The 15,555-nt window shown below is 34.5% G+C and carries 17 protein-coding genes; 12 read left to right on the forward strand and 5 right to left on the reverse strand.

Annotated features, from left to right (window positions below):
• Positions 1 to 12: 12 nt before the first annotated feature.
• From atpE to BM383_RS00835, 11 genes are all read left to right on the forward strand, one after another.
• Entirely contained in the window at positions 13 to 210 is a 198-nt protein-coding gene (gene atpE, locus BM383_RS00785; RefSeq protein WP_093021610.1) for an ATP synthase F0 subunit C, read from the forward strand.
• 108 nt (positions 211 to 318) lie between these two features.
• On the forward strand, positions 319 to 819 hold the full coding sequence (locus BM383_RS00790) for a F0F1 ATP synthase subunit B (RefSeq protein WP_093021613.1): 501 nt from the start codon (positions 319 to 321) through the stop codon (positions 817 to 819).
• 9 nt (positions 820 to 828) lie between these two features.
• Positions 829 to 1,383 carry an ATP synthase F1 subunit delta gene (gene atpH / locus BM383_RS00795; RefSeq protein ID WP_093021616.1) on the forward strand — a complete coding sequence of 185 codons (555 nt, stop codon included), beginning with the start codon at positions 829 to 831 and terminating at the stop codon, positions 1,381 to 1,383.
• Between the two features lie 46 nt (positions 1,384 to 1,429).
• Positions 1,430 to 3,007: a F0F1 ATP synthase subunit alpha gene (gene atpA / locus BM383_RS00800; RefSeq protein ID WP_093021619.1), complete on the forward strand. Its 1,578-nt coding sequence runs from the start codon at positions 1,430 to 1,432 to the stop codon at positions 3,005 to 3,007.
• 73 nt (positions 3,008 to 3,080) lie between these two features.
• Positions 3,081 to 3,950 (forward strand): ATP synthase F1 subunit gamma, encoded by an 870-nt coding sequence (gene atpG / locus BM383_RS00805; protein WP_093021622.1) that lies wholly within the window; start codon positions 3,081 to 3,083, stop codon positions 3,948 to 3,950.
• Positions 3,951 to 4,069: 119 nt separating this feature from the next.
• A complete protein-coding gene (locus tag BM383_RS00810; RefSeq protein ID WP_093021625.1) occupies positions 4,070 to 5,527 on the forward strand; it encodes a lipopolysaccharide biosynthesis protein in 1,458 nt (485 codons plus the stop codon).
• Positions 5,524 to 5,958, forward strand: coding sequence for a dUTP diphosphatase (gene dut, locus BM383_RS00815; protein WP_093021628.1), 435 nt, complete (start codon positions 5,524 to 5,526; stop codon positions 5,956 to 5,958). Before BM383_RS00810 ends, dut begins: the two co-directional genes overlap by 4 nt.
• A gap of 41 nt (positions 5,959 to 5,999) precedes the next feature.
• Positions 6,000 to 7,010, forward strand: coding sequence for a sugar nucleotidyltransferase (locus BM383_RS00820; protein ID WP_093021631.1), 1,011 nt, complete (start codon positions 6,000 to 6,002; stop codon positions 7,008 to 7,010).
• A gap of 9 nt (positions 7,011 to 7,019) precedes the next feature.
• Entirely contained in the window at positions 7,020 to 7,970 is a 951-nt protein-coding gene (locus tag BM383_RS00825) for a tetratricopeptide repeat protein (protein ID WP_093021634.1), read from the forward strand.
• Between the two features lie 4 nt (positions 7,971 to 7,974).
• On the forward strand, positions 7,975 to 8,751 hold the full coding sequence (locus BM383_RS00830; protein WP_093021636.1) for a lipoprotein insertase outer membrane protein LolB1: 777 nt from the start codon (positions 7,975 to 7,977) through the stop codon (positions 8,749 to 8,751).
• Positions 8,752 to 8,753: 2 nt separating this feature from the next.
• Entirely contained in the window at positions 8,754 to 10,007 is a 1,254-nt protein-coding gene (locus tag BM383_RS00835; protein ID WP_093021639.1) for a murein hydrolase activator EnvC family protein, read from the forward strand.
• Between the two features lie 4 nt (positions 10,008 to 10,011).
• On the opposite strand, the gene BM383_RS00840 is transcribed toward BM383_RS00835, so the two are convergent.
• The 5 genes from BM383_RS00840 to BM383_RS00860 form a co-directional block, all read right to left on the reverse strand.
• The gene (locus BM383_RS00840) at positions 10,012 to 10,836 is read right to left on the reverse strand and encodes an alpha/beta hydrolase (protein ID WP_093021642.1); all 825 of its coding nucleotides are present in this window, start codon (positions 10,834 to 10,836) and stop codon (positions 10,012 to 10,014) included.
• A gap of 42 nt (positions 10,837 to 10,878) precedes the next feature.
• Positions 10,879 to 11,559, reverse strand: a complete 681-nt coding sequence (locus BM383_RS00845; RefSeq protein WP_093021645.1) for a 2,3-bisphosphoglycerate-dependent phosphoglycerate mutase — start codon at positions 11,557 to 11,559, stop codon at positions 10,879 to 10,881.
• 120 nt (positions 11,560 to 11,679) lie between these two features.
• Positions 11,680 to 12,501: a 5'-nucleotidase, lipoprotein e(P4) family gene (locus BM383_RS00850; protein WP_093021648.1), complete on the reverse strand. Its 822-nt coding sequence runs from the start codon at positions 12,499 to 12,501 to the stop codon at positions 11,680 to 11,682.
• Between the two features lie 31 nt (positions 12,502 to 12,532).
• Positions 12,533 to 13,042, reverse strand: a complete 510-nt coding sequence (locus BM383_RS00855) for an acyl-CoA thioesterase (RefSeq protein ID WP_093021651.1) — start codon at positions 13,040 to 13,042, stop codon at positions 12,533 to 12,535.
• Between the two features lie 330 nt (positions 13,043 to 13,372).
• A complete protein-coding gene (locus tag BM383_RS00860; RefSeq protein ID WP_093021654.1) occupies positions 13,373 to 14,314 on the reverse strand; it encodes an HU domain-containing protein in 942 nt (313 codons plus the stop codon).
• Positions 14,315 to 14,417: 103 nt separating this feature from the next.
• On the opposite strand from BM383_RS00860, the gene dprA reads away from it, so the two are divergent.
• Positions 14,418 to 15,521, forward strand: a complete 1,104-nt coding sequence (dprA, locus tag BM383_RS00865; protein WP_093021657.1) for a DNA-processing protein DprA — start codon at positions 14,418 to 14,420, stop codon at positions 15,519 to 15,521.
• The last annotated feature ends 34 nt before the right edge of the window (positions 15,522 to 15,555 follow it).

Genomic DNA, 15,555 nt, shown 5'->3' on the forward strand with positions numbered 1-15,555 from the left:
ATATTTAAAGTTATGGGAACTATTCCAAATTTAGTAGGTGCTGGTCTTATCGTAATTGGAGCTGGTCTTGGTCTTGGTAAAATTGGTGGTAGCGCTATGGAAGCTATCGCTCGTCAGCCAGAAGCTGCTGGTAAAATCCAAACTGCGATGATTATCATCGGGGCTTTATTAGAAGGTCTTGCTTTTGGTGCATTAATTTTAGGTGCATAATTAAAAAGCTTACTTATAACAAATTTCCTGCAACGGTTGGTTGCAGGAAATTGTTTAAAATTGAAAAACAAAACGAATATTAAAGAGAATAAAGTTATATAAATTATCATGGAGCAATTATTAAATGATTTTTCGCCAGGGTTGTTTATCATGCAATGTGTAATTCTGTTAATCTTAATTATACTTTTAGGGAAATTTGCATGGAAACCAATTATTAATTCCTTAGACGAAAGAGAAGAAGGAATTAAAAATGCTTTGGAGGCTGCTAAAAAAGCCAAAGAAGAAATGGAAAATCTTCAAGCTGATAATGAAAAAATGTTGGCAGAAGCACGTGCAGAAAGAGACGGTATGTTGAAAGAAGCTCGTGAAATGAAAGATAAAATGATTGCTGATGCTAAAGAAGCTGCGTCTGCTCAAGGAGCTGCAATGTTAGAGCAAGCAAAAACTGCTATCGAGTCTGAAAAGAAAGCTGCTGTTACTGAATTGAAAAATCAAGTAGCTGCAATTTCATTAGAAATCGCTCAGAAAGTGGTGAAGACAGAATTGTCAGATAAAGAAAAGCAAATGGCTCAAGTAGAAAAAATGCTTGACGAGGTTACTTTAAACTAATTAGAAACTATGGTTGGTACAAGAGCTGCAATACGCTATGCAAAAGCAATATTAGAATTAGCAATAGAGAAAGATAACGCTGCTGTTGTTGATGAAGATATGAAGCTTATCAAAAGCACCATAGCTAACAACAAAGAATTACAAGTTGCTCTAAAAAGTCCGGTAATTAAATCAGAAGATAAAATTGCAGTACTTAAAGAGATCTTTAAAAACGTTTCAGAAATCACAAAAGGACTTTTCAATATTCTTGAAGAAAACAGAAGAATTGAATTGCTTCAAACAGTTTCTGAAAAATATATTATTCAGTACAATGCTTATAAAGGAAAACAAACTGCTGTGGTTACTACGGCTGTTGCGTTGACCAAAGAATTAGAAGCAAAAGTATTGGCTAAGGTAAAAGAGTTAACATCGAAAGATGTTACTCTTGAAAACAAAATAGATCCATCCATAATCGGAGGATTTATCCTTAGAGTTGGAGACCAGCAGTTTGATGCAAGCGTTTCTAGCAAGTTTAGCAAATTAGAAAGAGAGTTTAGTAACAATTTATACGTTTCACAACTTTAATTATTAAAATCAAATCCGGTAAAACGGTATTAAATACTAAAGTAAGATGGCTGAAGTAAAAGCTGCTGAGGTATCAGCAATATTAAAGAAACAACTATCAGGATTTGAAGCGTCAGCTTCATTAGACGAAGTAGGTACTGTATTAACAGTAGGTGACGGTATTGCTCGTGTATACGGCTTATCAAACGCTGAATACGGTGAATTAGTTGAGTTCGAAGGAGGTTTAGAAGGGATGATCCTTAACCTTGAAGAAGACAATGTAGGTGTAGTAATCTTAGGAGCTTCTAAAGAAATCAAAGAAGGTGCTACTGTAAAACGTACACAACGTATTGCTTCTATTAATGTTGGTGAAGGTGTTGTTGGTAGAGTTGTAGATACTTTAGGTAACCCAATCGATGGTAAAGGTGCTATTGATGGTGATTTATATGAAATGCCACTTGAGCGTAAAGCTCCTGGTGTAATTTATCGTCAACCGGTAAATGAACCATTACAAACTGGTATTAAATCTATCGATGCAATGATTCCTGTAGGTCGTGGTCAACGTGAGTTGGTTATTGGTGACCGTCAAACAGGTAAAACTACCGTTTGTATTGATACCATCTTAAATCAAAAAGAATTTTACGATGCAGGTAACCCTGTATATTGTATATATGTTGCTATTGGTCAAAAAGCTTCTACGGTTGCAGGTATTGCAAAAACATTAGAAGATAAAGGAGCTTTAGCTTATACTACTATTGTTGCGGCAAACGCATCAGATCCTGCTCCAATGCAGGTTTATGCTCCAATGGCTGGTGCAGCAATTGGTGAGTATTTCCGTGATACTGGTCGTCCTGCTTTAATTATTTATGATGATTTATCTAAGCAAGCGGTTGCGTATCGTGAAGTATCTCTTTTATTAAGAAGACCACCAGGACGTGAAGCATATCCTGGAGACGTTTTCTTCTTACACTCTCGTTTATTAGAGCGTGCAGCAAAAGTAATTGCTGATGATGATATCGCTAAGAACATGAACGATCTTCCTGAGTCTTTAAAACCAATCGTAAAAGGTGGTGGTTCTTTAACAGCTTTACCTATTATCGAAACTCAGGCTGGTGACGTTTCTGCATATATTCCAACAAACGTAATTTCGATTACTGATGGTCAGATCTTCTTAGAATCTGATTTATTTAACTCTGGTGTTCGTCCTGCAATTAATGTAGGTATCTCTGTATCTCGTGTAGGTGGTTCGGCTCAGATTAAATCTATGAAAAAAGTGGCAGGTACTTTAAAACTTGATCAAGCACAATACCGTGAGCTAGAAGCTTTCGCTAAGTTTGGTTCAGATTTAGATGCAGCTACTATGGGAGTTATTGAAAAAGGTAAACGTAACGTTGAGATCTTAAAGCAAGCACAAAACGATCCTTATACAGTAGAAGATCAAATTGCGATCATCTATGCTGGTTCTAAAAACTTGTTGAGAAATGTTCCTGTAGATAAAGTGAAGCAATTTGAAGGAGAGTATATCGATTTCTTAAATGCTAAGCACAGAGATACTTTAGATCAGTTAAAAGCCGGGAAATATACAGATGCTCAAACTGATGTTTTAACAGCTGCTGCAAAAGAAGTTGCTGCTAAATACGCATAATTAAGATTTATATATTGAGCAATAAGAAATCTCTTGTTGCTCAATTTTTCAATATTTAATTCTACATCAAAGAATGGCGAATTTAAAAGAAATACGTAACAGAATTGCTTCGGTAGGTTCAACCATGCAGATTACCAGTGCCATGAAAATGGTATCGGCTGCAAAATTGAAAAAGGCTCAAGATGCTATTACAGCTATGAGACCTTACTCTAGTAAGCTAACAGAATTACTTCAGCAGTTAAGCGCTACTTTGGAAGGTGATTCTGGAAGCATTTACGCTACCGAAAGAGAAGTAGAAAAAGTATTATTGGTTCCTATCACATCCAACAGAGGTTTGTGTGGTGGTTTCAATGCAAACATTATCAAAGCTTCTTTACGATCAGTAAATGAAATGTATCCTGGTAAGCAGGTAGATTTCTTTACTATTGGTAAAAAAGGAAATGATATCATTAGCAAATCAAATACAGTTATAGAAAATCATAACGAAATATTTGATGATCTTACTTTTGATAATGTTGCTGTATTAGCAGATAAACTAATGAGTTTGTATGCAGAAGGAACGTATGATAAAATTGTTATCATATACAATCACTTTAAGAATGCAGCTACACAGGTTGTAATGCACGAACAGTTTTTACCAATTGTTCAAGCAGAAAAAGAGGAAGTAGAAGAAGCTGCTCCACTAGATTATATTTTTGAGCCATCTAAAAAAGAAATCGTGGAAACGTTAATTCCTAAATCTTTAAAAACACAACTTTATAAAGCCGTTAGAGATTCTTTTGCTTCTGAGCATGGAGCTCGTATGACAGCAATGCACAAAGCAACTGATAACGCGACTGAATTACGTAATCAATTGAAATTAACGTATAACAAAGCTCGTCAGGCAGCAATTACCGGTGAAATCTTAGAGATCGTTGGTGGTGCAGAAGCATTGAACGGATAATAGAATAGACTTATATTGCAATATATTGAAAAGCCACTTTCTGAAGTGGCTTTTTTTGTTTCGGAAATTGATGGTCTTAAGAGAATTCAATACATTAGCACCACAAAATTACTTAGGTATTGAGTGCACTGCAGAAACTTTTTAAAACTACCTTTATATACGGTATTGCAACCGTTTTGCCACGTATTCTAGGGCTTATACTCACACCTTTTTACATCAATGAATTAAGAAGTACTGGAAGTTATGGAATCTATTCTTCCTTGATAGTATTTTCAATATTTGGAAATGTGATTTTGTCATATGGGATGGAAACTGCTTTTTTCCGTTTTATCAATAAAAGTGAACGAAAAGCAGAAGTACAGTCTACAGCGTTGACTGCTCTATTAGTTTCTTCACTTACTTTTTTTGTGGTAGCCTTTTCTTTACGTGAGGAAATTGCTTTTTGGTTAGAATATAAAGTAGCTTTTATTGGTTATGTAATTGGGATTATGGTGTTGGATGCATTGGTGGTAATTCCTTTTGTATGGTATCGAAATCAAAGTATGCCTATTCGTTTTTCAGTGATTAAAATAACCAATGTTTTAATCAATTTTGGGTTGAATCTTTTCCTATTCCTTGCACTTCCAAAAATTATAGATGATCGTCCTAATTCTTTTTTAAACAATTTCGTTTTTGAAGACCGGGTTCACTATATATTTATTTCCAATTTGGTAGCTAGTGGTTTAACGCTTCTTATGATGCTTCCATTGTACAAGAGGATTGGTCTCGGATTTGATAAAGTTATTTTTAAAAAGATGTTTCGCTATGCTTTTCCGGTGCTTATTGCCGGTATTGCATATTCCATAAATGAAGGTATAGACAGACTTATTTTACGTTATATGGAACCAAATCATATAGCGGATGAAATGGTGGGTATTTATGCTGGCTGTTATAAGCTTGGAGTTTTTATGGGGCTTTTTGTAACTGCTTTCAAATTGGGAGTAGAACCATTCTTTTTTAGCCAGGCGAACAAAAAGGATGCAAAAGAAACCTATGCTAATATCACTTTGTACTTTTCTATTTTCGGATCTTTCATTGTGCTTTTTGTAGTGGTATATGCAGATCTTTTAAAGATGATATTAATTCCACGCCAAGAATATTGGGTTGGTTTATGGATTGTTCCATTTATTCTCATGGCTAATCTTTGTTTAGGAATTTATCATAACCTTTCAGTTTGGTATAAGGTGACCGATAAAACTTGGTACGGAGCTTATATTTCGCTTTTTGGAGCTGTAATCACATTGGTTTTAAACTTTTTACTTATTCCGTTAATTCATTACAAAGGAGCTGCCATTGCAACGCTAGCTGCTTATGCCTCTATGATGTTGCTTTCGTTCTATTTTGGTCAAAAAAACTATAAAATTCCATACAATACCAAAAAAATTGGCTTGTATTTAGGAACATCCATGTTATATGCTTGTCTTTCGTTCTATGTTTTTAACAGAAATATATATGTGGGAAGCATTTTTGTTTTTCTATTTTTGTTGATGATCTATAGCTTAGAAGGAAAAGCACTTAAAAAACTACTCAAAAAATGACAATTAATATTATAAATAAATCAAAGCACGCTTTGCCAAATTATGAAACTGTAGCTTCTGCAGGAATGGATATGCGAGCAAATTTAGAGCAACCAATTACCTTAAAACCTTTGGAAAGAACAATTGTGAAAACAGGTTTGTTCATAGAGCTTCCTATTGGTTACGAAGCGCAAGTACGCCCAAGAAGTGGATTGGCAGCTAAAAAAGGAATTACTGTTTTGAATGCACCGGGTACTGTTGATGCAGATTACCGCGGTGAAATAGGAGTTATTTTGGTAAACCTTTCCAATGATGATTTTATAATTGAAGACGGTGAACGTGTTGCACAGTTAGTTATAGCAAAACACGAGAGAGCAGAATGGATAGAGGTTACAGAACTTTCTGAAACGGCTAGAGGCGCAGGAGGTTTTGGAAGTACCGGAACCAAATAAGAAAATAGCTAAAAAAACACTCCCAATTTTTTTAATTTAGAATGAAGATAATAGTACCAATGGCAGGTCGTGGATCACGACTTCGCCCTCATACATTAACAGTTCCAAAACCATTAATTCCTATTGCCGGGAAACCAATTGTTCAAAGATTGGTAGAAGAAATAGCCGATGTAATGAAGCAAGAACTAGAAGAAATTGCGTTCATCATTCAGGAAGATTTTGGAAAAGAAATTGAGAACCATTTATTAGACGTTGCAGCAAGTCTTAATGCAAAAGGTGTAATTTATTATCAAGATAAACCACTTGGAACCGGGCATGCCATTATGTGCGCTCAAAAATCCTTGGATGGACCATGTGTTATTGCCTATGCCGATACACTTTTTAAAGCAGATTTCAATTTAGATGAATCAGCTGATTCTGTAATTTGGGTTAAGCAGGTTGAAAATCCAAAAGCCTACGGAGTTGTAGAGCTTAACGAGGAAAAAGAAATTACTGGTTTAGTAGAAAAACCGCAAGAGTTTGTTTCAGATTTGGCAGTGATTGGTATCTATTATTTTAAGCAGGGCGAAGTTTTAAAAGCAGAACTTCAAAAAGTATTGGATAACAATATTATTCATGGCGGAGAATACCAAATAAACGATGGTATCAAAGCAATGATGGAAAAAGGTATGAAATTTGTTCCCGGAAAAGTGGATGAATGGATGGATTGCGGAAATAAAAATATTACGGTAGATACTAATAACAGAATGTTACAGTTTTTACATAAAGACGGACATTCATTAGTGGCAGAATCAGTTACCATTAAAAATTCTGAAATTATTCCGCCTTGTTATATTGGTGAAGATGTGGTGTTGAAAAATGTAACCATTGGTCCAAATGTATCTTTAGGAGATGGTTGTGTAGTGGAAGATGCTACAATCAAAAACAGTTTAATTCAGAGTTTTGCAACTATTAAAAATGCAAATTTAGACAACGCCATGATAGGAAATCATGCTACTTTCGATGGTAATTTTACCAGTGTGAGTATAGGTGATTATTCAGAATTGGTTTAATTTTTTGAAATGATAAAAAATCGGTTTTACATAGTATTTTTTCTCTTTTGTGTGGTGAGCATACCAAAGCTTTCTGCTCAGAACGAAGATGAAAATGCCGATGTAACAACCGAACAAGTAGAAGATGCTTTTCAGGAGAACTTTTTTGAAGCTATGCGAGAGCGCGCTATTGAAAATTACGATAAAGCCATTGACTATCTTAAAAAATGTAAAGAGCTAGATCCAGAAAATGCAACGGTAGATTTTCAATTGGGTAGAAATTATTATTCACTGAAATCTTATGAACAAGCCGAAAATTATTTTTTGGCCGCTATTGAAAAAGATCCGGATAATCGTTGGTTTTCAGAAGCGCTGTTAGATGCTTATCAAGCTGAAAATAAAACAGACGAAGCTATTGAAGTTGCTGAAAATTTGGCTCAAAGAAATGATGCTTTTAAAAAAACATTGGTATTGCTGTACGCAAGGTCAATGGATTATGATAAAGCTTTGAAATTACTAGATGAGTTAGATAATCTATATGGAACTTCCTCTGCGAGAGAAAAGCAGCGAATGCGCTACAAAGCTTTTCAAAAGCATCAGGCAAAAATGGAAAATGAAATTAAAGTAATTGAGGCCGAAGCAGATGAAACCACTTCCGAAGAAGAAAATCCGGTAGAACAGCTTCAGCAAGAAATGAGTAGTTTGCTAAAAAATAAAGATTATAAAAAGTTGCTTGAAACAAGTGATTCAGCATTAGAAAGCTATCCGTCGCAATCTATTTTCTATTTTATGAATGGTGTTGCGCATGAGAATTTGGGCGCTTATAACAAAGCTATTTCGTCTTTAGAAAATGCACTCAGTTTTTTAATAGATGATATTGTATTGGAAAAGCAAATTTATGCTGAGTTAGCAGCTTGCCATAAAAAGCTGGGAAACCTTCAAAAAGAACAAGAATACCTTCAAAAAGCAAAAAATATATAATTGTATGAAATACATTTCGCGAGTAGTAATTGCACTTTCTATAATTACCATGGCTTATTCGTGTAAGCCAAAAAGCGTTATTGGAGAAGGAACCGTGAACAATAGTCTTACGGCTAAGAAGATCATCAAAAATCATTATATAAACGATTTGGAGTTTGAAACAATTCGTGGTAAAATGAAAATTAGATTTGATGATGGCGATAATTCCCAATCTTTTGGAGTAAATGTTCGTATAGAAAAAGATAAAACTATTTGGTTGAGTGAGTCTTTTTTAGGAATGGTAAAGGCTTACATTACGCCAACTCATGTTTCTTTTTATAACAGAATAGACAACACATATTTTGACGGCGATTTCTCTTATATTAGTAAAATTCTAGGAACAGAAATCGACTTTGAAAAGTTACAGAATGTATTGATCGGTCAGGCAATTTTTGATCTGAAAGAAGATAAATACACTGTTAACATTGTTGACAACAGATACCAATTGAAACCGGAAACTGATATGGTTTTGTTCAAGCGTCTTTTCCAAATTGAACCAAAATATTATAAAATGGCGCTACAACAAGTAGCACAGCCGGCGGAATCTAGAGTTTCTAGTATTTCTTATGATTCGTATGAAGATATTGATGGTCAACCTTTTCCTAGTAATTTAACTGTTACTGTAGAAGAACCAGGTAAAAAAACGATCATTGGTATAGAATATAAAAACGTTGAATTCAACCAAAAAGTGACCTTTCCGTATAATGTACCTAGCGGTTACGATAGAATTATGCTTGACTAAACATGACAAGAACACTTCAAACATATATTTGTAGTATAGCCTTTATCTTTTTGGCAATAGGTAGTGGTTTTTCTCAATCAAAAGAGCAAAAAGCACTGGAGCAAAAGCGTAGCGATTTGATGAAAGAAATAAATCAAATTCAGCAATTGCTGCAAGAACAAGGAAAAGAAAGAAAGTCCTTGGCTACCGAAATTGAAGGGTTGAACAAGAAGATTAGTGTTCGTCAAGAATTGATAAAAGTTACCAATCAACAAGCTAATTTGTTGAGTAGAGAGATCAATAACAATCAAAGAAATATTGAAAAATTACGTTCAGAATTGCAAGTGCTGAAAGAAGACTATGCAAAAATGATTCGTAAATCATATCGAAACAAATCCAAGCAAAACAGGTTGATGTTTTTGTTGTCTTCTGAAAGTTTTTTTCAAGCTTACAAGCGTATGGAATACATGAGCCAGTATCGTGACCATCGCAAAAAACAAGGTTTGGCTATTCAATCTAAAACAGAAGAATTAAAACAATTAAATCAATCACTTATTCAACAGCGAAAGGATAAAGAAGTTTTAATTGCTGAAAATAGAAAAGCTCAAAATTCGCTGGAAGTAGAGCGTAAGCAACAACAAGAATTAATTGCATCTGTAAAGAAAAAGGAAAGTGGATATTTGGCGCAAATAAAAACCAAACAACAAGAAGCAGATCGTCTTGAAAAAGAGATTCAGCGTTTGATTAGAGAAGCGATTGCCGAAAGTAGAAGAAAAGCTGAGGCAGAAGCTAGAAAGTCTGGTAAAACCGTTGAAAAAACGGCTAGTAATCAATTTGCATTAACTCCGGAAGATAAAATGATTGCTAATAACTTTGCGGCTAACAAAGGGCGTTTAATTTGGCCTGTGGAGCGCGGAGTGGTTTCTCAAGGATATGGAGAATATTCAGATCCGGTTTATCCTGGAGTAAAACATTTGAATAATGGTGTAAATATTGTAACAAACGAAGGAGCAGATGCTCGCGCCGTTTTTGAAGGAGAGGTTATGAATATTATGGTGATTAATAACAAAGCAACCATTTATATTCGTCATGGTAATTTTATAACCACCTATTCAAACCTTTCGAAAAGTTATGTGAGAAAGGGAGATAAAGTTGCGGCAAAGCAAGCTTTGGGTCAAGTATTTACGAGTAGAACTACTGGAAAAACCGAAATGAAATTTCTTATTTATAAAAACACCATAAAACTTAACCCAGAACTTTGGATTGCAAAAATGTAAATCCTTACTTTTTAGGTAAAAGATCTATAGATTTCATGTAATTGATGAGTAATGTAAATGCAGGTTTTACCATTTCACCATGGTTTAAACCTTGTAATTCTTTGATTTGAATATCCTCGTGTCCGGCAACTTTCATCATTCGGTAGAAATAGGCATTTTCCTCATAACGTCCTAGCATTTCTACTTCTCTACCGCCTGTGATTAATAAAATTGGAGGAGCATCTTTTCTAACGTGAAATAAAGGTGCGTATTTATCTATTATGGGTTGTGTACCCGCTATTCCTTGTTCTTTTCTTGTGGTAAAATGAGTGATGGTGTGGCCACTAAATGGAATCAAAGCTGCAATGTCATTTGCATCTATATCATATGTTGCTAAATAACTTTTGTCCATAACAACCATCATATCCAAATAACCACCTGCAGAATGTCCGCTCAGTACTATTTTTTTTGGATCTCCGTTATACTCGCTGATATGCTTAAAAACCCAAGCAGTAGCTGCAGCTGCATCTTCTATAAATGCAGGTGTTTTCACTTTTGGAGAAAGTCTATAATTTACTCCAACTATAATGGCTCCTTTCTCTTTTAATTCAGAAGGAATTTCTTTGTGACCAAATTCCAATCCTCCGCCGTGAAACCATATAATTGTTGGTACAGCTTCTAGATTTTCAGGGTAATAAATGTCTAGTTTACATCGTTCCTTTTCATATTCGGTCAGGTTTTTTCCTGTTTTATAGGCAATGTTTTCAACGGTTTTATAGGTTGTTTGAGCAAATACAGAAACAAATGTGAAATACACAAAAGCAACTGTTAGAAATTGTTTAATGTTCATTTTGAGATTGAATTTTTATATGATTCTCAAATGTACACTTTTTTATGCGATTTTATCTTTGGAAAATTCATGCGATTTGTAGGTATAACAAATAGGTTTTCCAGTGGGCAGTTCAAGATTTGGAATATCCTCTTGTGCAATATTTTCAATTTCCATGATGATAGATCTCAAACTGTTTCCGTGGGCACTAATTAGAATGTTTTTATCATGTTCTAACTGCGGAATAATTTCATTTTTGAAATACGGAATTGTTCTTTCTGAAGTGTCTTTCAAACTTTCTCCGTTTGGTGGAGGAGTGGCAAAACTTCTACGCCATTGATGAACTTGTTCTTCGCCAAATTCTTCTACCATCTCTTGTTTGTTTTTACCTTGGAGTTCACCATAATAGCGTTCGTTCAAATGCCAATCTATGAATACAGGAAGCATTTCATGTTGAGTTTTTTCACTATAAATGGTGGTCCATTCTTTCATTTTTCCTTTTTTATGAACTATTTCGGGAGTTTTTTGAGAAGTGTTTTCTGCTAGTAATAGCATAGCAGTTTCAATAGCCCTAATTTGGGTGGAAGTGTATACAATATCAAAAGGAACAGATGCCAGGCTTTTCCCAGCTTTCATAGCTTCTTCGATCCCTTTATCTGTTAATGGAATATCTACCCAGCCAGTAAATAGATTTTTCTTATTCCAATCCGATTGTCCATGACGAACCAAAACTAATAATCCCATAACTTTTTTATTTCAAGTTATGACCAAATCATTAAAGTAAATAGAAATTTATAACTGCTTTAGCATAAGTTTAATAGTAGTCATAAAAAAAGGGAGAAACTAATTTTCTCCCTTTTTTACTTAATATGATTTCATTGTTGATTTTATGAGTGAATCTTTTTGAGCATCTGTCCATTTGTAGCTATTCTTATAAAATGCTTTTTCCCAACCTCCATAATTAAAATTAGGCAAAACAATGAATTTGTTCCCAAATTGTCCTGAAGCTTTTTCAACGTTTGAATTTCGTTCAGAGCTTGGTTTTGAATCAAAATCATGTGAAAAATCACCTAGATTATCGCCAATGTACAATACAACTTCATAGTCCTTAAGCACTTTTTCTCTTCTTTCTGATTTATCGGAAGTAGTTGTTTTTGGTAGTATATGCCCTATATCAGCATACGGAAAATCAAAATCTTTTAGATTTTTTAATGTTCCTTCAACTTCATCTTCTCCACGATTGGTCACATAGAAAACCGTAACTCCTCTAGAAGCTGCATAGGAGAAGAAGTTTTTGGAACCGGCCAATGTATCTGCAGTTCCCTTTGCAGTCCAGTTTTTCCAAGATTCACTCTCATATCCTTTTCCTTGAAGACCTTGGTAGACAGAGTTTGGACTATTATCAAGAACTGTTTCGTCTACATCGGTGATAATGGCCAAGGCTTTATTTGCGTCTTTCTGAAGGGCCTGATCTAATCTTAATTTGGCAATATTATAGGCTTGAAAGCAAAGTGCTTTGTATTCTGCTGCGTTTTGTTGATAAGCAGAAGACCAAAGTTTTCCGTCAACCATTAAAGAGCTTTCAGTTGTTTCTTTGTGTGTTTCTTTTGGTGGTGGTGTTGAATTACAACTTACCAGTAATGTTGTAATAGTAATAGCTGAAATTTTAAAAATCTGTTTCATCATAAAAAAACCGCTATAAGCGGTTGGGTATTTATTATTCAAAAATTGCTTTTAGTTCGGTAGCTTCATTGGGTTTCATTTTACCGGCTAAAACAAGGCTCAATTGTTTGCGTCTCAAAGCGGCATCAAAACGTTCTTGCTCCAAAGGTGTTTCTGGTTGAATAGGAGGAACTGCTATTGGTTTTCCCGTATCGTCTACTGCTACAAAGGTGTAAATAGCAGAATTTGCTTTGGTACGTTCTCCACTCTCACGATCTTCTATCCAAACATCAATAACAGTTTCCATAGAGGATTTAAATGCTCTGGAAACATTTGCTTCTATGGTTAAAACGCTTCCTAGCGGAACAGATCTATTAAAAGAAACATGATTTACAGAGGCAGTAACTACCACGCGTCTAGAATGTCTTCTGGCGGCAATACTACCGGCTTTATCCATTCGAGCTAATAAATCACCACCAAAAAGGTTGTTCAAAGGATTGGTTTCGCCTGGTAAAACAAGGTCTGTCATTACCGTTTTAGATTCACTAGGAGTTTTTGCTTGCATCTTCAATTATTTGGTTTTGTGCAAAGATAAAGATATTGCTGTGTTGAGATGTAAATAACCGGCAGCTTTTTGGAACCTCCGCTGCCGGTCTTAAAAAAAGGGTTTGGGTCGGAGGAAAACTCTTTAAACGTTTTACCACTTTCTAAGAATCGGCGAAGGTATCAATTGTTTCTTCAAAAGAATATTTGAAAGCTTTTTTCATGATTTTTTTAACAAAAAAATAAAAAAAAGGCGATAAAATATACCAGTTGTTGTAAGGATTATAGACGCTATATAAACTTTTACAATAGGTAAAAGTATGTTAATTCCTATAGGGTTTTATAGAAGCTATTATTCAGCTTTGGAAACAAAAAGCCAAGCACCTTTTTCATCCTTTCGTACGCGGTGCATAAAATTGATGGCATCTCTGTTATCATCAAAGCCTTGAAAAGCAACTTGCCAAAGACCGTATTTGTTTTGACCTATTTTGGTAGCCTTGTATCCTTCGTTTTTCAATTCCTGAACCTTTACATCTGCATTTTCTTCAGCTCTAAATGCTCCGGCAACAATATAATATTTATACATTTTCTTTTCAACAGAAAGTTGAACCGTAGGAAGTTCTAATGGCGTATTACCAAAAAAAGTAGCTTCTTGTATATGTTGTTCTACTTTCTCTTGTGCTTTTTGCTCAGTAACTATTTGTTGCGTTTCAAAATCGTTTTGAACTTTATTGTATCCAAATACACCTGCAACTGTTGCTCCAATAACAAAAATGGCAGCATATTTTAAGTAGGCCGGACTTTTTCTAGCCTCTGGAGTAAAGGTGATTGGAGTTTTTTCTTCAATAGCTACAACTTCTTTTTGAAGTGTTTCTCTAGTTATTTCTTGAGATACGAAAGAAGATAATCCAAAGGAAGCTGTTAAATAATTGATGTGTTGTGAAGGAGAGAACTGAATTTTTTCTTCAGTATTCAACCAAAGCTCACCAATATTTTTGAGCTCTAAAGTTTCTTTGGAAGCCAAAAGTTGATTCCATTTTGAAACCTCTAAAGTAACCTTCTCTAAAACAATATCATAAGCTAGTTTTTCAACATCAGAAATGTATTTAACCAATAATCCATCATTAGTATTCAATTGCGAATTAAATGCAATCTCTTTTTTTGGTGGATAAAATGCATTGGTACTTTGATGTACTTGTGCCGATTTGTAATTGGTTAAAAATGCACCAAATCCTGGTACTGTAACACACTGATATCTGTATAAAAGGTCGCTTATGTATTGTTCTAACTGCATAACAACAAATTTAATAAAAATGAAATTCGATAAAATGTTGTTATCAAAAAATTATTAACAGAATGTAATTTTTATCTTTATATATTGAAATATAGTAAGTTATATGACTGATGATGATTTGTTAGCTGTATTAGCCTTACAAAGTGTACCAAAAGTAGGCGATGTAAATGCTAAAAAACTTATTCAAGTTTGTGGAAGTGCAGCGAATGTATTTAAAGAAAAAAAGGAAAACCTAACCAAGATAGATGGTATTGGAGAGCTTATGGTGAAACACCTTTTTAAAAAGGATTATCATAAAAGTGCCGAAGCAGAATTGTCTTTTATAAAAAGTGAAGGCATCACACCTTTGTATTATGAATCTGACGATTATCCTGAACGATTAAAACATTGTTATGATGGACCAATTTTATTGTTTCAGTCAGGAAATATAGATCTTCAGAATAAAAAAATAATCAGTATTGTTGGTACAAGACAAATTACAACCTACGGAACTGAGTTTTGTGAAAAGTTGGTGGAAGAGTTAGCGCCTTTAGATGTGGTTATCGTAAGTGGTTTTGCATATGGGGTTGACATTTGTGCACATAATGCAGCAATTCAACATAATTTGCAAACGGTGGGTTGTTTGGCTCACGGGCTTAATCAAATTTACCCCAAAATACATAAGAAATATATGGCGCGGGTAGAGGAGAATGGAGGGTTTTTTACAGATTTTTGGAGTACTTCTATTTTTGATAGAAATAACTTTTTAAGAAGGAACAGAATCATTGCAGGGCTTTCCGAAGCTACTGTGGTTATAGAATCTGCAGAAAAAGGAGGAAGCTTGGTTACTGCAGATATTGCCCATTCTTACAATAGAGATGTATTTGCCGTACCGGGAAAAGTTACAGATCAGTTTAGTAAAGGATGTAACGATTTGATCAAATTCCAAAAAGCCCAAATGATTACTTCTGCAGCAGATCTTGTTTATAATCTTGGTTGGGATGTTGCTAAAGAAACTAAAAAACCGATTCAAAAACAGTTATTTGTAGAACTTTCAGATGATGAAAAAATCATTTATAATTACTTGAAGGATAAAGAAAAGGAACTCTTAGACATCATTGCTCTAGAATGTGCTCTACCCATATTTAAAGTTTCCTCTTTATTGTTAAATATGGAAATGAAAGGTGTGGTAAAGCCTCTTCCGGGAAAATGGTTCAAAATTGTATAAAAGAAAAAGGAGCTCTAATTGAGCTCCTTTTTTT

Origin of the sequence: Pustulibacterium marinum (assembly GCF_900116665.1) — a bacterium.
In the GTDB taxonomy this organism is placed as follows: Bacteria; Bacteroidota; Bacteroidia; order Flavobacteriales; family Flavobacteriaceae; genus Pustulibacterium; species Pustulibacterium marinum.